Origin of the sequence: Acidisoma cellulosilyticum (assembly GCF_020621385.1) — a bacterium.
In the GTDB taxonomy this organism is placed as follows: domain Bacteria; phylum Pseudomonadota; class Alphaproteobacteria; order Acetobacterales; family Acetobacteraceae; genus Acidisoma; species Acidisoma cellulosilyticum.
This window is the reverse complement of sequence record NZ_JAESVA010000002.1, coordinates 785,970-804,336: the sequence shown is the minus strand read 5'-3', so window position 1 is coordinate 804,336 and position 18,367 is coordinate 785,970. Positions and strand designations below refer to the sequence as shown.

At 63.7% G+C, this 18,367-nt stretch carries 13 protein-coding genes, 1 tRNA gene and 1 pseudogene; 7 read left to right on the top strand and 8 right to left on the bottom strand.

Translation table 11 applies throughout. The features are described 5' to 3' along the window. Genes ACELLULO517_RS08275 through ACELLULO517_RS08265 form a run of 3 tightly spaced genes read left to right on the top strand, consistent with a single transcriptional unit; the run spans position 1 to position 2,661 of the window. On the top strand, positions 1-1,116 hold the full coding sequence (locus ACELLULO517_RS08275; protein ID WP_227306822.1) for a cysteine desulfurase family protein: 1,116 nt from the start codon (positions 1-3) through the stop codon (positions 1,114-1,116). Then, positions 1,113-2,279: a cysteine desulfurase family protein gene (locus ACELLULO517_RS08270; protein WP_227306821.1), complete on the top strand. Its 1,167-nt coding sequence runs from the start codon at positions 1,113-1,115 to the stop codon at positions 2,277-2,279. Before ACELLULO517_RS08275 ends, ACELLULO517_RS08270 begins: the two co-directional genes overlap by 4 nt. Positions 2,280-2,331: 52 nt before the next feature. Further along, on the top strand, positions 2,332-2,661 hold the full coding sequence (locus ACELLULO517_RS08265; protein WP_227306820.1) for a ferredoxin family 2Fe-2S iron-sulfur cluster binding protein: 330 nt from the start codon (positions 2,332-2,334) through the stop codon (positions 2,659-2,661). A 58-nt stretch (positions 2,662-2,719) separates the two neighbouring features. Here ACELLULO517_RS08265 and ACELLULO517_RS08260 read toward each other — a convergent pair whose 3' ends face one another. After that, the gene (locus ACELLULO517_RS08260) at positions 2,720-5,458 is read right to left on the bottom strand and encodes a phosphoenolpyruvate carboxylase (protein ID WP_406566249.1); all 2,739 of its coding nucleotides are present in this window, start codon (positions 5,456-5,458) and stop codon (positions 2,720-2,722) included. Positions 5,459-5,772: 314 nt separating this feature from the next. On the opposite strand from ACELLULO517_RS08260, the gene ACELLULO517_RS08255 reads away from it, so the two are divergent. After that, positions 5,773-5,848: transfer RNA gene (locus tag ACELLULO517_RS08255), tRNA-Glu, on the top strand. A gap of 25 nt (positions 5,849-5,873) precedes the next feature. Here ACELLULO517_RS08255 and ACELLULO517_RS29200 read toward each other — a convergent pair. The 7 genes and pseudogenes from ACELLULO517_RS29200 to ACELLULO517_RS08225 all read right to left on the bottom strand — a co-directional run. Further along, positions 5,874-6,002 (bottom strand): annotated as a pseudogene (locus ACELLULO517_RS29200) (type II toxin-antitoxin system VapC family toxin); the annotation flags it as partial. A gap of 4 nt (positions 6,003-6,006) precedes the next feature. Further along, the gene (vapB, locus tag ACELLULO517_RS08250; RefSeq protein ID WP_227306818.1) at positions 6,007-6,225 is read right to left on the bottom strand and encodes a type II toxin-antitoxin system VapB family antitoxin; all 219 of its coding nucleotides are present in this window, start codon (positions 6,223-6,225) and stop codon (positions 6,007-6,009) included. A 114-nt stretch (positions 6,226-6,339) separates the two neighbouring features. Next, positions 6,340-7,380 carry an extracellular solute-binding protein gene (locus tag ACELLULO517_RS08245; RefSeq protein ID WP_227306817.1) on the bottom strand — a complete coding sequence of 347 codons (1,041 nt, stop codon included), beginning with the start codon at positions 7,378-7,380 and terminating at the stop codon, positions 6,340-6,342. 62 nt (positions 7,381-7,442) lie between these two features. Beyond that, on the bottom strand, positions 7,443-8,855 hold the full coding sequence (locus ACELLULO517_RS08240) for an amidase (RefSeq protein ID WP_227306816.1): 1,413 nt from the start codon (positions 8,853-8,855) through the stop codon (positions 7,443-7,445). After that, positions 8,852-10,210 (bottom strand): extracellular solute-binding protein, encoded by a 1,359-nt coding sequence (locus tag ACELLULO517_RS08235; protein WP_227306815.1) that lies wholly within the window; start codon positions 10,208-10,210, stop codon positions 8,852-8,854. Before ACELLULO517_RS08235 ends, ACELLULO517_RS08240 begins: the two co-directional genes overlap by 4 nt. 52 nt (positions 10,211-10,262) lie before the next feature. After that, on the bottom strand, positions 10,263-11,066 hold the full coding sequence (locus ACELLULO517_RS08230; RefSeq protein WP_227306814.1) for a carbohydrate ABC transporter permease: 804 nt from the start codon (positions 11,064-11,066) through the stop codon (positions 10,263-10,265). Continuing rightward, positions 11,063-11,968, bottom strand: coding sequence for a carbohydrate ABC transporter permease (locus tag ACELLULO517_RS08225; protein ID WP_227306813.1), 906 nt, complete (start codon positions 11,966-11,968; stop codon positions 11,063-11,065). The genes ACELLULO517_RS08230 and ACELLULO517_RS08225 overlap by 4 nt, the downstream gene beginning before the upstream one ends. Before the next feature lie 153 nt (positions 11,969-12,121). On the opposite strand from ACELLULO517_RS08225, the gene ACELLULO517_RS08220 reads away from it, so the two are divergent. The 3 genes from ACELLULO517_RS08220 to ACELLULO517_RS08210 all read left to right on the top strand — a co-directional run bounded on the left by ACELLULO517_RS08220 (position 12,122) and on the right by ACELLULO517_RS08210 (position 18,367). Continuing rightward, complete coding sequence (locus tag ACELLULO517_RS08220) at positions 12,122-13,180, top strand: AraC family transcriptional regulator (protein ID WP_227306812.1); 1,059 nt, start codon at positions 12,122-12,124, stop codon at positions 13,178-13,180. Between the two features lie 8 nt (positions 13,181-13,188). Next, positions 13,189-16,758, top strand: coding sequence for a trifunctional transcriptional regulator/proline dehydrogenase/L-glutamate gamma-semialdehyde dehydrogenase (gene putA / locus ACELLULO517_RS08215; RefSeq protein ID WP_264481417.1), 3,570 nt, complete (start codon positions 13,189-13,191; stop codon positions 16,756-16,758). An 88-nt stretch (positions 16,759-16,846) separates the two neighbouring features. Then, positions 16,847-18,367 (top strand): DUF2142 domain-containing protein, encoded by a 1,521-nt coding sequence (locus tag ACELLULO517_RS08210; protein ID WP_227306810.1) that lies wholly within the window; start codon positions 16,847-16,849, stop codon positions 18,365-18,367.

The following is an 18,367-nucleotide window of genomic DNA, read 5'->3' as shown; positions in this document are numbered from 1 at the left end:
ATGGCGGCCTCCTCCCGCGTCTATCTGGATGCCAATGCGACTGAGCCGCTGCGGTCAGAGGCAAGGGCCGCGGTGATGGCGGCGCTCGATACGCTGGGCAATCCGTCGTCCATTCACGGTGACGGCCGCGCGGCACGGAAAATCCTGGAAGACGCGCGGGAGGCGATTGCCACCCGTTTCGGTGGCTCGGCCCGCAACCTCGTCTTCGCCTCCGGCGGGACGGAGGCCAATGCCATCGCCATTCACGGCCTCGCCCGTGGCGGCCGCGTGCTGCGGGGTGCCACCGAACACGCGGCGGTGATCGCCGCCGCCGGGGACGGTGCCGCTATTCTGCCCGTGGATAGAGACGGGCGGGTTATGCTCGACGTCCTGGTCGCGGCTCTGGCGCATGAGAAGCCGGCGCTCGTCTCCGTCATGCTGGCCAATAATGAGACCGGAACCATCCAACCCTTGGCCGAAATCGCCAGCCTTTGCCGTGCGGCCGGCGTGCTGTTTCATGTCGATGCCGTGCAGGGTGCCGGGCGGTTGCCCGTCGATTTTTCCGCAAGCGGCGCCGATTGCATGACGCTCTCAGCCCATAAGCTCGGCGGGCCGCCTGGGGCCGGTGCGCTGTTGCTGACGCCTGCGGCCGCCGCCCTTTTGCAGCCGCTGGTGCTCGGCGGCGGGCAGGAGCGTGGGCGCCGGGGCGGCACCCATGCGCTGCCCAATATCGCCGGCTTCGCGGCCGCAGCCGTCACCTGCCGAGCGGACGAATCGGCCAGGCTCGCACCCTTGCGCGATGCGATGGAGGCGGCGGCTTTGGCGGCCGGCGCCACCGTCATCGGCGCCAGCGCCGCGCGTCTGCCCAATACCACCTGCCTGGCGCTGCCCGGCGTGCGCGCGGAATCGCAGGTCATCGCGCTCGATCTGGCCGGCATTTCGGTCTCGGCCGGTGCGGCCTGTTCCTCCGGCAAGGTCGCGCGCAGCCATGTGCTGGAAGCGATGGGCTTGGGCGATCTTTCGGCTCAGGCGATCCGCGTCTCTCTGCCATGGAACGCGACCGAGGCCGATGCGGCAGCCTTCATCGCCGCCTATCAGGCAATGGCGGCACGCATGCTTCGCCACGCAGCCGCATGATCTATCTCGACAATCACGCGACCACGCCCTGCGATCCGCGCGTTTTGGCGGAAATGCTGCCCTGGTTCACCGAGCGTTTCGGCAATGCCGGCAGTGTCGAACACGGCATGGGCCGTGACGCGGCAGCGGCCGTCGAGGCAGCGCGCATGCAGGTGGCAGCGCTGATCGGCGCCAGCGCGTCGGAGATCATCTTCACCTCCGGCGCGACCGAATCGAACAACCTTTCCATCCTGGGCGCGGCGCGTTTTGCGCGCAGCATGGGCGATAATCGGCGTCGCATCATTACCCTGGTGACTGAGCATCATGCGGTCCTCGATCCGGTCATGGCACTGGCGGATGAAGGGTTCGAGCCCGTGGTGCTGCCCGTGCAGCCGAACGGATTGCTGGACCCAGATGTTTTGGCCGAAGCGCTGACCGTGCCGACGCTGCTCGTCTCCATCATGGCCGTGAATAACGAGATCGGCGTGGTGCAGGATCTGGCGGGGCTCGGCCGCTTGGTGAAGGCGGCGGGGGCGGGTTTTCATGTCGACGCCGCCCAGGCGGCCGGTCGCTTCGCGCTTGATATCGGGCAGATTCCGGCCGATCTCGTCTCGCTTTCGGCCCATAAGATGTACGGGCCGAAAGGGATCGGCGCGCTTTATCTCCGCCGGCGTCCGCGTATGCGGATTGCCGCCCTCGTCGCCGGTGGCGGGCAGGAGCGTGGCCTGCGGTCGGGCACCTTGGCCGTGCCGTTGATCGTGGCGATGGGCGAGGCTGCGCGGCTTGCCCGGACGGAAGGCGAGGCCGAGACTCTGCGCATTCGCGCACAGACCAGCCGTCTACTGTCTCTCCTGCTGGCCGGCATTCCGGGGCTTGTTCTGAATGGCGACGCGGACAATCGGGTTGCCGGCAATCTCAACCTCACCTTTCCGCAGCGCGGCGCTGCGGCGATCCTGGCGGATGTCCCGGACCTTTGCCTCTCGTCCAGTTCCGCTTGCACAAGTGCCGCAGACGGGTCGGTTGGCGCGAGCCATGTGTTGACGGCCATCGGCCTGTCGACCGAAGCTGCAGCACGCAGCTTGCGCATCGGATTGGGACGATTTACCTCCGACGCCGATATCGATCTGGCCGCCACGCAGATGATCGCGGCGGCGCAGCCGGGTCGGGCCGCTGCGGCGGATTGACGGAACTTCTCGCCGGTTCGCAGCCGGCCTTGTGACAGGAATTGAGACGCCGATGCCGAAGATGACCTTCATCGAGCGCGATGGAACGCCCCGCGAAGTGGATGCGCCGGTCGGGCTATCCGTGCTGGAGGTCGCCCATAAGCATGGCGTTGACCTGGAAGGCGCCTGCGAGGGTTCGCTCGCCTGCTCCACCTGTCACGTCGTCATCGACCCGGATTGGTTCGAGAGGCTGACCCCGCCGACCGAGGATGAGGAAGACATGCTCGACCTCGCCTTCGGGCTGGAGGAGACGTCGCGTCTCGGCTGCCAGATCGTGATCAATGACGGTCTGGACGGCCTGGTGGTGAAATTGCCGACCGGCACCCGCAACGCGGGCGGCTGAGGCTAATCTCCCTCTATCGTCATCCGCGCAGCGAATGCGCGGATGACGATGTATTTTGCTAACCGAACGCGCCGACCTCATGCGCAACGGCCGTGCTGATTTCCCGCACCAGCGCGAAGTAGCGCGCGATGGGCGAGAAGATCTCGTCATGCTCGCGCCCATAACCCAGACTATTGGCTGAGGTGCCAGGCTCACCGAAATCGGTGCCCGTCGTCTCATCGGGGGCTTTCGGGAAGATGCGGCCGAGCGTCTGCAGCGCCGCCGGCACATCCAGTCGCAGCAGACGCTGCTGCAGGCCGGTCCGCATGACGCCGAGGCGCGGCGCGAAATCCGGGATCATCGCCGTCAGAATCCAGATGCGGTGAATGGCGGCTAGCCGCAGCGCATGCAGCAGCAGTTCGCGGTCATTCATCTGCGGCGCATCCGCCCAGGCCGCGCGCAATGCCAGATGATCGGCATGGACGCGGCGGAACATGGCCAGCACATCCGACCAGATATTGAGCTGCTCCAGACCGGTCGCGACCGCCGTTAGCGCTTCGCGCCGGCCGGGAATGACGCTATGGCCCGCCCGGTCCAGCCAGGTGCCGGGGTCCAGCGTTTCCACCACGGCGCGCAGCACATCCAGATGCGAATGGCGCATGGCGTGGGACGCGAAATCCATCGAGCGGCGGAAGCGCGGGCTGGTGCGCCGCAGTTCGGCCACCGCGTCCGGGTTGCGGCTGGCGGCAAGACCCAGCCCCTGCAAGGTATTCGCGCACCAGCCGAGCTGCTGCAGGATGGCGTTATTCGGAATGGCGCGCAGCTCACGCGGATGGCTGATGATGGCCGGCCCGCCCGAGGTATCGCTTTGCCGCGCCGCCGGGCGTGACCCCGTGCGGTCGATCAGCGCGGGGCCGAACGTGCCCAGCATGGCGGCATAGCCGGGGTCTTCGACCAGTTCTTCCATGCTATTGCGGATGGTCGCGAAGAAATCCGCCGCAAAATCGGCATCCTGATAGATCGGGTCATCGCCCTCATCCATCTCGCCGAGCGCGAATTCCGCGATCTTGAGGATGGTCGCCTGCGCCAGTGCCGGCGTGCCGAACAGCATATAGCCGTCGCCGCCCTGGAAGGCGCTTTCCTCGCGATACTTGATGCCGGCGACCTCGAAGGCCTTACGTCCGACGGCCGGCGACAGATAGGCGAGACGATCCGTGAGCGAGCCGGGATGTGCGCCACGGCCGATGCTTTCGCCATGCGTGTCGAACAGCACCAGCTCGACGTCGGTGAGGCCATGCTTCACCATCGCCTCGCAGATCTTCAGCCGCAGCCGTTCGATCAGATAAGTCGCCGCAATCTGGCCGACATAGCGGCCCGAATCGGAATAGCCGAACTGGACGGCGAGCTTGCCGGTGCGGCGCAGATAGGCGCGATAATGCGGGCTGCGCAGCGCCTCCTCGATGATGCGATTGCCCTGGGACAGCGCTTCCGCCGTTTCGAATAGCGGGCTGATCTCGATCTTGTCTTCGATCCCGAACAGTTTCGCGAAATAGAGCGCGGTCAGCAGGGTGTAGCCGGTCTCGGTCTCGGCGATCAGGAAGCGCACCGGGCTCGCGCCATCGATATGCTTGACCATCTGCACGACCGTCATCATCAGCCGCGCGGCGGAAGCCTGTTCCGCCATCAGCGTTCCGAAATTGATGGCTTCGGGCTTCACTTCGTCCAGCGCCGTATTGATGGCGCCGAGCAGCACGCGGCGGCGGGACGGATCGGCCGGTGGGTCGGCCAGACCCAGGCGCTGACGGACGGAATTATGCAATTGGGCCGAGTTCAGCCGCACATGGGTATGGGCGAGGCCGAGATTATGGGAGACGAGGCCGGCGCGGACGATCAGCAGCGCGCGCTTCTCGACATCGTCGGCGGCGGCAAGGGCGGCCGGGAACAAAGCCAGCAGCGGCTCGGGCGTCACCAGCGCCTGATCCTGCAGGCGCATCAGCGTGCGGCCGAATTCGCCCACGGCATCGACATCGGTGCCATTGGGCGCGGCGGCAATCTCTTCCTCGACCGCGGCGACCGCCGCCTGGACCTTGTCCAGAATGGCCGTGGCGCTGGGCAAGGGCAGCAGCTGCGCTTCCACACGCTGCAACTGATACAGCTTCATGCGCAGGCGCAGGCGCAGCGTATCCCACCAGCCGATATCGGTGCGGCCGTCGGTATCATAGCCGACCCAGGTGGTCAGCGTGATGGCCTTGGGCGCGAGATCGGCCCAGCGATGCGGCCAGATCCCCCGCGCGGCATCCAGAATGGCGCCGGTCAGCAGGTCGATCGCGTCACGCCCACGGGCGATGGCGGCATGCGCCTGATCGAACTCGTCTTCCAGCGTCACCGGCAATGGGCGGTGGGTGGTGAAGCAGGCGGCACTATCCTCGCCGGAGGCCGCACGCGCCAGCGCGTCGCCGACCGCGTAGGGCAAGGAGAAGGTCGGGTGGGCGGTGAAGACCGCTGAAAAACGGGTGCGCTCCGTCGCCTTCTGGAATTGGGCGAAGGGCACGGCGCTGTCATTCGGGTCAGGCCGTACCAGGCGGGTGGCCAGCACCTGCATGCCGGTGACGGGATCTTCGCCCGAGGAGAGGCCGGTATAATCGGCCAACCGTGCGGCGCGCTGCTGCCAGGCCTCGTCCCTCAGCCAACAGACCAGACCCTGCAGGTCAGCCTCGGTCAGGTGTCCCTGGTCGATGCGCCGGGAAACCGCCAGCGCCGTCGTCATGACGGGATTACTGAACGGGTCCTCGGCCGCGCGGACCAAGGCCTGATTCATGACGCCGAGCAGGTCGGCGGCCAGCGCCGCGATATGCGCGGGCTGTTCGATGGAGGAAGGGACGTCGCCGAGGGGTGCATGTTGGTCTGCCATGCCTACTATTGTGCACCGCAATGCTGCCGGAGCAACGATTACGTGATCTGTCCCGGCGGTTTTCCCGAGAATTTTTTGCGGCGGCCAAAATCGGGCGGGATTTTCGCCCGGCGCTTATCCGCTATGCGGACGGAAATCCGAACCGGCGATCCTTCGCCCTTGCTCCCAGCGCATGAGGTCTTTATAGACCCGCTCCACGCCAAACGGCGTTTAGCTGGCCTGTCCTGTTCGTCTAGAGGCCTAGGACACCGCCCTCTCACGGCGGTAACAGGGGTTCGAATCCCCTACGGGACGCCAAGCTTTTTCCATAAAACAGTGCTGTTTACAGCGAGTATTGGTCAGGTAGCCAGTCCTCGCACCGCAGGCCTTGAACGCGTTCAAACTCGCCAAGATTCCCGGTCACGACGATCAGTCCAAGGCTTCGGGCCTGGCCTGCGATCATCAGGTGATTAAGGTCAATCACGGTCCCGCGCCGCCGGCTGTGTGCGTGGTCCGAGATCGACGCCAGGCGCATCGAAAAAATCGTCCCAGGCCGCTTCGGCCGGCGCGATGATGCGCCGCGGACCGTCCGACACGATAACCACTTCCCGGACATCCTTGGCGAACGCGACCGACTTCGGCAGTCGGACCGTCTGGCAACCGTTGGATAGGAACAGCGATGTGCTGGCCATCATGATCGCCTCATTGTATATCCGGACTGAATATACAATGAGGTTGAGCAGATTCGACGACCGAGTTGCTGCACGTCGCCGCAAAGAGGGGGCGGATCACCGCCCCCGCCGATGTCATCAGTTACGCAGCAGCGTCCAGATACGGTCGAAATCCTTCGTCGCCTTCACGCCGCAGCCGGGCGAGAACAGGATCTTGTAGCCTGCGGGCGGGTTGAACTGCGGCGCCTGGGTGATGCTGGCCGGCAGATACTTGTTCGAATCCGGCACAGCGTTCTGATACTGCGCGAATTCGGTCTCCACCGCCGCATTCTGCGGATCCATCATGAAGTTCATGAACTTCTTGGCGTTCTCCAGATCCGGCGCGCCGACCGGCACGGCAAGATTATCCATCCAGCCGATGCCGCCTTCCTTTGCATAGACGTAATGAATGGTCGATTTGCGGGCCTGCATGCGGGCGGCTCCGCCCGAATAGGCCATGCTCATCGTGGTCTCGCCCGAAATCATGCGGTCGTCGATCGCGTCGGAATTATAGACTTTGACGAAAGGCTTCTGCGCTTCGAGCAGGGCCATCACCTTTTTCAAGGTCGCCGGATCGCTGCTGCAGGGCTCCGCCCCGACATCGAGCAGGGCGAAGTTGATGACCTCGCTCGGCGAACCCAGCATGCCGATCTTGCCCTTGAAGACGGCCGGCGGGTCGAACAGGGTCGACATGCTGTCCACCGGGCCGGGATAGACGTTGGTGTCATAGACGAAGGACGTCGTACCCCACTGCCAGGGAACGGTATAGGCGGCGGTCGCGTCCCAGGGGCGCTTCTGCCAGCGCGGGTCGAGATAGTGGAAATTCGCCATGGATGCCGCGTCGACCGGCTGGATCAGCTTTTGATCGATGAAGATTTTGACGAAATCGTTCGAAACGATGACGAGGTCATAACCGCCGGCGCCAGCCTTGAGCTTGGCCAGCAGCGTCTCGTTCGAATCATAGGTGTCGAGCGTCACCTTTATGCCGGTCTCCTTCGTAAACTTTTTGAGGAGATCGGGGGAGGTGTAATCCGTCCAGTTATAGATATGCAGGACACCGGGGTCGGCCGCCTGGGCTGCCGGGGCCAAGGGAAGCATCACCGGCAAGGCAGCAAGGGCATATCGAACGAAACGATTCATATTTCGACCTTAAGGTAACGGTTGCGAGAGGGCAGAACCCTATCAGCATGTTTCGTGCCAAATCAGGCGAAGTTCGCCTCGCTGGGCGGCGGAAAGGCGCCGCGGGCGTCCTCGAAGCGCATCGCCGCTTGCAACACGGCCCGGTCGCCGCCCCAGGGCCCGACCAGTTGCAGCCCGATGGGTAGACCGCTGCGCGTCACGCCGCAGGGGATCGAGCAGCAGGGGGAGCTGGTCAAGTTGAACGGATGCGTGAAGGGCGTCCAATCGGCTCGCCATTCACCGGTCTGCTCGCCGGGATAATCATGCAGGACCGGAAAGGCCGGTGCCGGCATGCTGGGCAAAACCAGCAGATCGTAGCGTGCAAACAAGGCACGCAAGGCGACGATATACTGGCTCCTTACCTGATGATAGGCGCGGGCATAGTCGACGCCTGAGACCTTGCGGCCCATCGCTGCCAATGTCCGCAGCGGCGGTTCCATCAGCGCCTGCTGCTCCGGCGTAAACCGATCGAGCAGCAATGCCGTGCCGGCAGACAGAATGGTGATGTAGATATCGGTCTCACCCGGCAGCGACAGGCTTGCTTCCTCAACCGTCGCGCCCAGCTCGCGAAAGCGCATCGCGCCTGCGGCGACCGCCTGCGCGATCTCGGGCTCCACCGGCGCGTCGTTGATCGTCGGCAGATAGCCGATGCGCCAGCCTTGCACCCCATCCTGCAGCACACCGTGGAAATCCGGTGTCGTGAAACTGGCGGGGTTGGGGTTGCGCGCGTCGGGCCGGGCGAGGACCGACATCATCAGCGCGGCATCGGCCACACTCCGCGTCAACGGGCCTGAGCCGACCAGCGGACCGGTGATCGAGGCCGGTTCCGGCACCACGCCGAAGCCCGGCTTGAAGCCGACGACGCCGCAGAAGGACGCCGGAATGCGGATGGAGCCGCCGCCATCGCTGCCGAGATTGAGCGGCGCCATATAGGCAGCCGTTGCCGTGCCGGCACCACCGCTGGACCCGCCCGGCGTCATCTCAGGGTTCCAGGGGTTGCGGGTAATGCCGGTCAGCGGATTGTCGCAGACGCCCTTATGGCCGAATTCCGAGGTCGTGGTCTTGCCGAGCAGCACGGCCCCGGCCTCCCGCAATCTGGCGACGGAGGGCGCATCGACCTCCCATTTCTGGTCAGGGTCTACCGCTTTCGAGCCGCAGAGCGTCGGCCAGCCCTTGGTCTGAAACAGATCCTTGATGGAGGTGGGAACGCCGTCCAGAACGCCCAGGCTTTCGCCCTTCTGCCAACGCGCTTCTGACGCCTGCGCTGAGGCGAGCGCCGAGGCTTCGTCGACCAGACAGAAAGCGTTCAGCACGGGGTTGGTCGCCGCGATCCGGTCCAGGCAGGCGCGCGTGACGTCAACCGGGGAGAAGTCCCGGCGCGCATAGCCCGCCAAAAGATCGGTCGCCGTCAGGCGATAGAGGTCCGATGCGCTCATGGACGGATCACGGCATTGACGGTCTTGGCTGCTTTCGTCAGCGCGTCTTTCGCCGAGACATGGCCGGTCACGATCTGATTGGTCGCGATCGCGAAAGCATCGAAAATCTGCGGCGCCTGCGGATGGAACAAAGCCGCCTTGGAGGGTGCGATGCTGGCATGGCTGAGGCTGTACAGCGCCGCGTCTGCTGCCTGGGTGCCGAAGGCTTTCTTGAAGGCAGCGCTGGACCAGGCGGAACTGCGCGTCGTCGCCAATCCGGCGAAGGCCGTCAGCAGGCTGGTCGGCTGGCTCGTCGCCCATTGCAGGAACAGGAAGGCGGCTTTCTTCTTGGCAGACTTGCTGTTGATACAGGCCTGCCAGCAGGACATGTAGGGCGTGGGCGCGTGGCTGCCGTCGGAGACGATCGAGGTGAAGGTCGTCTTGCCGGCCGCCCGGCTTTTGGTCGGGTCCGCGATGGTGCCGGCGAAATTGCTGCTATCGGATGCGATGGCTGCCGCGCCCTGGGTATAGTCGTTCAATACCTCATACCAATCATACGTGCCGACGCCGATCGGCCCCGCCTTGCGCAGCATCTCACCGTAAATCTCCATCGCGGCGATGGCTTCCGGACTGTCGAAGGCGGCGCGGCCGTCCTGCACCAATTGCCCGCCATAGGAGAAGACGAAGCCCATGCTGGCGGCGGTCGCGGACCCGGCGGCTTTGGCGCGCATGGCGATGCCGGCGACATCGGGCGTGTTCAGCTTTTCGGCCGCCGTCAGCAGCGCGTCGAAAGTCTTCGGCACCGCCACACCCTTCTTGTCCAGCATCGGCTGGTTGAAGAACATGATCTGGGCTTCGGTGGTGATGGGAAAGGCGTAGCGCTGCTTGTTGGACCAGACCGGAAAGTCCCGCGCGGCGCCCAGCAGATCGGCTTCATTATACCAGGCCGGGTCCATCAGCGTCTTATCGGCATACATCGCGTCCAGCGGCTCCAACCAGCCGGCGCCGATACCCTGGCCGTAGGAGATGAACATGAAGACATCCGGCGTCGGGCTGCCGGAGCCGAGGCGGATGGGCAGGGCAGCCGTATATTCGGCCTCCGACTGGTAATCGGTCTCGACCTTGATGCCCGTCAGCGCCGTGAATTGCGGGATCAGCGGGGTGATGGCGGCAGACCAGGGATGGGTCGCGCCTGCCAGCTGAATGGTCTGGCCGGCGGCCTGCCGCCAATCGATATTGGCCGCATGATAGGCCGCCGTCGCGTCATCCGCGAAAGCCGCGCGGCCCCAGTTGCCGGCACCGATTGCGGCGGCGGAGCCGAGCGCCAGCTTGCCGAAGCCGCGACGGTCCAGGGTCAGTGATTTGCGATCAGTCATCGGATGATCTCCTAACAAATCTTGTGAAGATATTTTGGGGAAGGGGCGCGGCTCACTTCACCGCGCCCATCGTCAGGCCTTGGACAAGATGCTTCTGAAACAACAGAAGAATGGCGAGCACGGGCAGCAGCATGATGATCGCTGCGGCCGAGAGATGGCCCCATTCGATCTGCTCGTAGCCGATAAACTTGTAGAGCCCGACGGCGACGGTCGGCAGAGACCCGCCGAGCACGAGGGAAAACAGAAACTCGTTCCAGGTGAACAGGAAGGTGAGGATGGCGATGGCCGCGATGCCGGTGCGGCTGATCGGCAGAATGACGGAGAGGAAGGTTTTCAGCGGTGACGCGCCGTCCAGCGACGCGGCCTCCTCCAACTCCTTCGGCAGGCCCATAAAGAAACTGCGCATCAGCCAGACGCCCATCGAGAGGTTGATGGCGACATGGGCGATGATAAGCCCGGCATAGGTATTGAGCAGGCCGGTCATCTCGAACATCACGAAGAACGGGATGAGCATGGCGACCGGCGGCGTGAAGCGCGACGACAATATCCAGAAGCCGATATCGGTATTGCCGCGAAAGCGGAACCGCGCCAGCACATAGGCGGCCGGGGTGCTCAGCAGAACGGTAAAGATCGTTGTGCCGACGGCAACGATCAAGGTCGTGACAAAGAAGCCGATGATCGCGGGGTCATGCAGCATGGCCGTGTAATTCGCGAAAGTCGGAGCGAAGATGAAAGTCGGCGGCCGCGCCGTCACGTCCAGCGGCATCTTCAGCGAGGTATTGAGCAGCCAATAGATCGGAAACACCGTCCATAGGGCAAAGACCCAGAGCACGCCTTGGCGCAGCACGGACTTCATGCGCCGACCTCCGGCACCGTCAGCAGTTTCGACCGGCGCAGGAAAAACTGGGAGGCGAGGGTGATGATGATCATGACGATGATGGCGGTCGCCGACCCTCGGCCGAGTTCGGTGAATTCGATGGCCTGTTTGAAGGCCATGACATTCAGCGTGGTGGTGGAGGTGCCGGGCCCACCGCCGGTCAGGACATAGATGAGGTCGAAGGTCTTGAAGGCATCGACGGCGCGGAACAAGACGGCCAGCGCCACGAAGGGCATCAGCATCGGCAGGGTGACGTAGCGGAAGCTCTGCCAGCCGGTGGCGCCATCGATGCGCGCGGCTTCCAGCGGTTCCGTGGGCAGGGCGGCCAAGCCGCCCGCGACGATCAGCAGGGTCAGCGGTGTCCATTGCCAGACATCGACAGTGACCAGGGAGATCATCGCCATGGTGCTGTCGCCCAGCCAATCCTGCGGCGGCAGGCCGATCAACCGGAACAGGTAATTGATGATGCCGAGGCCGGGATTGAACATCATCCGGAAGGTAAAGATGATCGCGATCGGGGTGACGGCCAGTGGCAGCATATAGATGGTGCGCAGAAATCCGCCGGTGCGGCGGGCGCCCACCAGCAAGGTCGCGATGGCGACGCCGATCACCGTCTCGACCAGTGTCGTCAGCGTCGTGAACAAGACGCTGATCCAAAAGGCGGACCAGAACGCGGCCGAGGTGAAGAGCTGGATGTAATTCGACAGGCCGATGAAGCGAGCCGGCGGTCGCGACAGAAGATAATCCGTGAAACTGAGCCAGACGCTGATGGCGAAAGGCGCGATGGTAAAGGCGAACAGCAGCGCCATCGCGGGCGCCAGCATCAGGAGAATGAACAGACGCTCGCCTTGCCAGATGCTGTGTGGCTTCAGCAGATTCACGATGCACGACACTCCATTCTGCCAAATCCTGTCTTCACTTACGCGGCGGGAGGCAGGAGTTCTTGACAGCACCTGCCAAAAAAATTGACAGTTCGCGCTGGAATTGGCGGATGTATTACTCAATTGCCCATTATTTAGCCGATCATTGAAGTTATGATCTCCAATCGAGCAGCGTCAGCGCGTCTGAGGGTTACTGCCGGCTTTGGGCTGGCGGATTGCCTGGCGCAACTGGGCAGCGCCCCGGACAAGGTTTTTCGCCAAGCTGGCATCGATCCGCAGCTTTTCGATGATCCGCGACGATCGATGCGCGTGAGGGATTTTGCCGCCGTGCTGGAACATGCGGCGCGGAGCACCCGATGCGGCGATTTCGGTCGCCGTTTCGCGAGCACGTACGACATCCGCAGGCTGGGACCGATCGGCTATCTTTTCCATCATGGCCCGACCTTGGGCGCAGCCCTGTCCGATTACGCGAGCTACTTTAATTCACTTCAAAGCGGCACCAGGGTTCAGCTTAATGTCTTCGGTGATTGCGCTGCCATGAGCTACCGGATCGAGGATGCCGAGAGCTACGAGCGCGCGCAGGACGCCGAATTCTCGACCGCGATCGTGATCAATACCGCGCGCCGTATCGCGGGTGCGCGCTGGTTCTGCCATGACGTTCAGTTCGAGCATCAGGCGGGTGAGGGGATGGGCGGTCTGTCGCCCGACTTTCTCGGCGCCCCGGTGCGGTTCGGTGCGGCCAGCAATCGCTTCACCTTTCCGGCGGCCTTGCTGGACCTGCCCAATCCTACGGTCGATCTGCTGCTGACGGATGCTTTGAAACTCTCTCTGACGGCCAAGCCGGTGCCGCTGGATGAGCCGGATTTCCAGACGGCCGTGCGGGATGCCGTCGTCGCCATGCTGATCGCCGGCCAAGGCTGCATGCTGGCTGTGGTCGCGGCCGAGCTTGGGGTGACGACGCGAACCATCCAAAGGCGCCTGCTGGAATCCGGCCTCAGCTTTCAGCGGCTTGCCCTGGAGGCGAAGCTCAAGCTTGCCTGTGACTGGTTGGAAACGACGGCGATGTCTGTGACCGATATCGCCCTCGCTTTGGATTTCAGCGAGACGAGTGCCTTTTCGCGCGCATTCCGCGTCGGTATCGGCCAGTCCCCGCGTGGCTTTCGGGCCGGGCGGCTTGGCCGAGATCATGATGCCTTGCACTCGAAACGTTGAGCGGCCGCCTGCGGCGCCAGAATAACAGCCGCCGGTCTAAAAATTCAGATATGGACGATACATCCGCTTCGAGGGTTCCGATGATGAGTTTGGCCGCGCCGTTCAGCCAATTCGCCTCCGGACTGGAACCGCAAAGCGCGCTGCGCGCGGCGATCACCCAGCATTATCGGACGCCTGAGCCGGATTGCGTCGCCGGTCTGATCCCGGGCGCGACCTTGTCCGGGGCCTCCGCCGAGCTTGCCCGGCACACAGCGACAGCCCTCGTCCGGGCGTTGCGCGCCAAGGGCAGCCGTGGTCCGGTGGAAGGCCTGGTGCGGGAATATGACCTGTCGAGCCAGGAAGGTGTCGCGCTGATGTGTCTGGCGGAGGCGCTGCTGCGCATCCCCGACAATGCGACGCGGGATGCCTTGATCCGCGACAAGATCAGCACCGGCGATTGGCGCGGCCATATCGGGCATTCGACCTCGCTCTTCGTCAATGCCGCCACCTGGGGGCTGGTCGTCACCGGCAAGCTGGTCGGGACCGCCAATGAAACCGGGCTGGGTGCGGCGCTGACGCGGCTGATCGCGCGGGGCGGTGAACCGGTCATCCGGCGCGGCGTCGAACTCGCCATGCGCATGATGGGGGAGCAATTCGTCACCGGTCAGACGATCGCGGAGGCTTTGCGCAACGCCCGTCGGCTGGAAGCGCAAGGCTTCCGCTATTCCTATGACATGCTGGGGGAGGCTGCCGTCACGGCGGATGACGCCGCGCGCTATGACCGGGAGTATGAGGCGGCGATCCATGCGATCGGCACGGCCGCCGCCGGGCGCGGGATCTATGAAGGTCCCGGCATTTCCATCAAGCTTTCGGCGCTCCATCCGCGTTACAGCCGGGCGCAGCGCGACCGCGTGATGACGGAGCTGCTGCCGCGCCTGACCGCGCTGGCGCGGCTCTGCCGGCGCTATGATATCGGCCTCAATATCGATGCGGAGGAGGCGGACAGGCTGGAACTGTCGCTTGATCTGCTGGAAGCGCTGTGTTTCGACGAGGCACTCGCCGGTTGGCAGGGCATCGGCTTCGTGGTGCAGGCCTATCAGAAGCGCGCGCCCTTCGTGCTGGACTGGATCATCGATCTCGGCCGGCGCAGCGGACACAGGTTGATGATACGACTGGTCAAGGGCGCCTATTGGGATAGCGAGATCAAGCGCGCGCAGGTGGATGGGCTGGATGGCTTTCCGGTCTTCACTCGGAAGATCCATACCGACATTTCCTATCGCGCCTGTGCGGCCAAGCTGCTGGCCGCGCCGGATGCGGTGTTTCCACAATTCGCGACCCATAACGCCCAGACCCTGGCCGCCATCTACCACATGGCGGGCGAGGATTTTCACCCTGGGCAATATGAGTTTCAGTGCCTGCACGGCATGGGCGAGCCCTTGTACGAGGAAGTCGTCGGGGCCGAGAAACTGGCCCGGCCCTGCCGCATCTATGCGCCGGTCGGCACCCATGAAACGCTGCTCGCCTATCTGGTGCGGCGCTTGCTGGAGAATGGTGCCAATTCATCCTTCGTGAATCGCATCCAGGATTCTGCGGTGTCGGTGGACGAACTCGTGGCCGACCCGGTGGCGGAAGCCGGGACCGGTGCGCCGCATGAGCGGATCGCCCTGCCACGCGATCTGTTTGCGCCGGGGCGGCCGAATTCCGCCGGCCTCGATCTCAGCAACGACCAGCAGCTTGCCACCATCGCGGCAGCGTTAAGGGAGAGCGTCGCGGTTGCCTGGTCCGCCAGACCGTCACCGGGGTCGGATGCGCCGGCGCAGGCGGTCCGCAACCCGGCCGACCGCCGCGATCTGGTCGGATATGTTGTCGAGGCAACATCAACGCAGGTCGATGCCGCACTCAGCCTGGCGCATGACGCGGCGGCATCCTGGGCCGCGACATCGCCCGACCATCGTGCGGACTGTCTTATGCGTGCCGCCGATCTGCTTGAGGTGCGAATGCCGTCACTCCTCGGCCTTATCATGCGTGAGGCCGGCAAAAGCCTGCCCAATGCGGTGGCGGAAGTGCGGGAGGCGGTTGACTTCCTGCGCTATTACGCGGAGCAGGGCAGGGGATTGCATGCGCCCGATTGCGCGCCGCTCGGCGTGGTGACCTGCATCTCGCCCTGGAACTTTCCACTCGCCATCTTCACGGGGCAGGTGGCAGCCGCGCTCGCCGCCGGGAATTGCGTGCTGGCGAAACCAGCCGAGGAAACGCCGCTGATCGCGGCCCAAGCGGTGGCCCTGCTGCACGAAGCCGGTGTGCCGCTGGGCGTGCTGCAGATTCTGCCCGGCCAGGGCGCGGTCGGCGCGCAACTGGTGGCGGACGCGCGCACGCGCGGTGTCGTCTTCACCGGCTCGACGGACGTCGCGAAGCTGATCCAAAGCGTTCTGGCAAAGCGGCTCAACCCCGATGGCGCGCCTGTGCCGCTGATCGCGGAGACGGGCGGCCAGAACGCGCTGGTGGTCGATTCCTCGGCCCTGACCGAACAGGTGGTGGCCGATGTGCTGGTCTCGGCCTTCGACAGCGCCGGGCAGCGCTGCTCAGCACTCAGGGTCTTATGCGTGCAGGAGGAGGTCGCGGGCCGCACGCTGGCCATGCTGCGCGGCGCGCTCCGCGAATTGTCGATCGGCAATCCGGATCGGCTTTCGGTCGATATCGGCCCTGTCATCACGCCGGAGGCGCAGGCGGGCATCACGGCGCATATCGACCGGATGCGGGGGGCGGGTTTCGCCGTCCATCACATGCCTTTGCCCGCGGACTGCGCGGAGGGCAGTTTCGTCCCGCCGACGATCATCGAGATTTCTGACCTCGCCGCATTGACGCGGGAGGTGTTCGGTCCCGTTCTGCATGTCCTACGCTATCCCAGGGACGGGCTGGACAAGCTCCTTACGGAGATCAACGCCACCGGCTTCGCGCTGACCTTCGGCCTGCATACGCGGATCGATGAGACGGTGGCGCGCGTCATATCGCAGGCGAGGGCGGGCAATATCTACGTCAATCGTAATCTGATCGGCGCTGTGGTGGGCGTGCAACCCTTCGGCGGGCATGGGCTGTCCGGCACCGGTCCCAAGGCGGGCGGCCCGCTTTATCTGCGCCGGCTGCTGTCCAAACTCCCTGCCGAAGCAGGCTTTGCCCTTGGTCGGGAGCAGGATCTGTCCGGTCCGGTCGGGGAGCGGAACCTGTATCGCACGGAGCCCCGGGGCGGCGTGCTATGCGTGGCGGCCGACCGGGCAGACCTGCTGGGGCAGATCGACGCCGTGCAGGCCATCGGCAATCGCGCGCTCGTCGTCGCAGGCGCGTTGACCGATCTGCCGGAAGGCGTGCGGACGGTGTCCGACATCGGGGGGGAGGCTTTCGATGCCGTCCTTTTCGCGGGTGAGCCAGAAGCGCTGCTGGCGCTCAGTCAGCAGATCGCGGAGCGGCCAGGGCCGATCATCGCTGTCCTTGTCCGTCAGGCCGACGGGACCTATCCGGTGGAGTTCCTGGTTCAGGAGCGGTCCATCAGTACCAATACCACGGCCGCCGGGGGCAATGCCAATCTCATGATGATCGGGTAACGATGGGGCGAGGTTCCGGCCCTGCCGCAAAAGGGCAATGGCTTGAGTCTCGCCTCGGGTGGCGGTCGGCGGCGCGCGGAAATCAGTTTTGCTCTATACATCGGTGAGCATCGCATGCATAGCCTGGGCGGCATCGGTCACTTGGCGGAAGAATCCGAAATTGTCTTTTCTGCGTCTAAATCTTAATCATTTCGGATCGTTGTTTCGGGGGCTTCGTCAGGAAGCTGCGCCCCTCACTCTCATTCCCGTCTTATTTGCGATTTTCTTCTCGGTCATGATGGTCTGCGGATGCGTGATCGCGCCGCCGTTTCAGACGCCTGACGAATACGCGCATTTCATGCGGAACGTGCAGATTTCCGAAGGGCACATTGTCGGGTCGAAAGGTGGCAAGGCGAGTGGGGGGAAATTACCCGCGAGCGTCGTTCAAGTGACTAGCCTGTTTGGATATCTGCCTGGTGATTCGACAAGGAAGGCAAACCTCGCGGAGATCGAGCGCTTCGATACCATCACCTGGGTCGGGCCGCCGGTCTTTGCCGATTTCCGCAATACTGTCCTGTACGGGCCCATCCTCTATCTGCCCGCGGCCACGGCCATTTGGGTGACCCGGCATTTGAACTGGACCGTTTTGCAAAGCTACTACATGGGTAGATTTGCCAATGCTCTGGTCTTTATGATTTTGGGCATCCTCGCGCTCGCGATCGCGCGGCGCGGTAGGGTGCTCATCTGTTTTATTTTATCCCTGCCGATGTCGGCCGCGCTCGCGATGTCGGTCTCGCAGGATGCGCAAATGATCGCGCTGGGTGCCGTTCTCGCGGCGATTTTGACCAATCATCGCCAGTCCGATCCCTGGTCCTGGCTCGAATGGGGGTTGGTCGGGCTTGGCTTTGGTGTTTTGGGCATGGCGAAGGCGCCCTATGTCGCTTTGTCGGCAATCCCTTGTCTGCTTGCCGGGCGTCGGGAATTTGTGCCGTCGCTGATCTGCCCCTTGGTTGCTCTCATCCTCACCTTTGCCTGGCTGAAAATCGGCGTGGCACCAACCCGGGTGCATTTCGCGGGTGACGCTGGTGTCGTCGAAGCAACGCAAGCCTTGTTCATTGCGCATCACCCGATCGAATTCGTCGGGATCGTGATCCATTCGATAAGCAGTTTTTGGACAATATACACGGAGCAGTTTACCGGCGCCTTGGGATGGTTGCAGATTCTTCTGCCGCAGAATTATTATGATTTCACCAGAAAATCTCTCGAATGGCTTATCCTTGGTGGCATTGTTCTGCGTATTGTTGGTGAGGTATTTAAGGGCAACTACTGGTTTGTCGTCAGGGCATTGCTGATTATTGCTCTGATGCTTCTCTCCGTTTTTGGGATATTCCTGTCGCTTTATATCATCTGGACGGTGGTCGCGGCGCCGCTCGTCAACGGTATCCAAGGGCGATATTTCCTGCCGATGACCTTCTTTCTTGCGGTCCTGATGCCGAATTTGCGCGACATCGACCTTCCTATCGTCAGAACGGTGATCGGCCGTTCATCAGCCTTGCTTTGTGCTGGCTGGATGGGGTGGGCGGGTTTCGTCTTCTTTCAGGCGATCCTCGTCCATTATTGGTTTCCCTGA

What these genes read in the sequence shown, in the direction of transcription:
- ACELLULO517_RS08220 (WP_227306812.1), top strand. Translation starts at nt 12,122, where the DNA reads ATGATCTCCAATCGAGCAGCGTCAGCGCGTCTGAGGGTTACTGCCGGC.
- ACELLULO517_RS08240 (WP_227306816.1), bottom strand. Translation starts at nt 8,855, where the DNA reads ATGAGCGCATCGGACCTCTATCGCCTGACGGCGACCGATCTTTTGGCG.
- vapB (WP_227306818.1), bottom strand. Translation starts at nt 6,225, where the DNA reads ATGATGGCCAGCACATCGCTGTTCCTATCCAACGGTTGCCAGACGGTC.
- ACELLULO517_RS08235 (WP_227306815.1), bottom strand. Translation starts at nt 10,210, where the DNA reads ATGACTGATCGCAAATCACTGACCCTGGACCGTCGCGGCTTCGGCAAG.
- ACELLULO517_RS08260 (WP_406566249.1), bottom strand. Translation starts at nt 5,458, where the DNA reads ATGAATCAGGCCTTGGTCCGCGCGGCCGAGGACCCGTTCAGTAATCCC.
- ACELLULO517_RS08245 (WP_227306817.1), bottom strand. Translation starts at nt 7,380, where the DNA reads ATGAATCGTTTCGTTCGATATGCCCTTGCTGCCTTGCCGGTGATGCTT.
- ACELLULO517_RS08275 (WP_227306822.1), top strand. Translation starts at nt 1, where the DNA reads ATGGCGGCCTCCTCCCGCGTCTATCTGGATGCCAATGCGACTGAGCCG.
- ACELLULO517_RS08230 (WP_227306814.1), bottom strand. Translation starts at nt 11,066, where the DNA reads ATGAAGTCCGTGCTGCGCCAAGGCGTGCTCTGGGTCTTTGCCCTATGG.
- ACELLULO517_RS08270 (WP_227306821.1), top strand. Translation starts at nt 1,113, where the DNA reads ATGATCTATCTCGACAATCACGCGACCACGCCCTGCGATCCGCGCGTT.
- ACELLULO517_RS08265 (WP_227306820.1), top strand. Translation starts at nt 2,332, where the DNA reads ATGCCGAAGATGACCTTCATCGAGCGCGATGGAACGCCCCGCGAAGTG.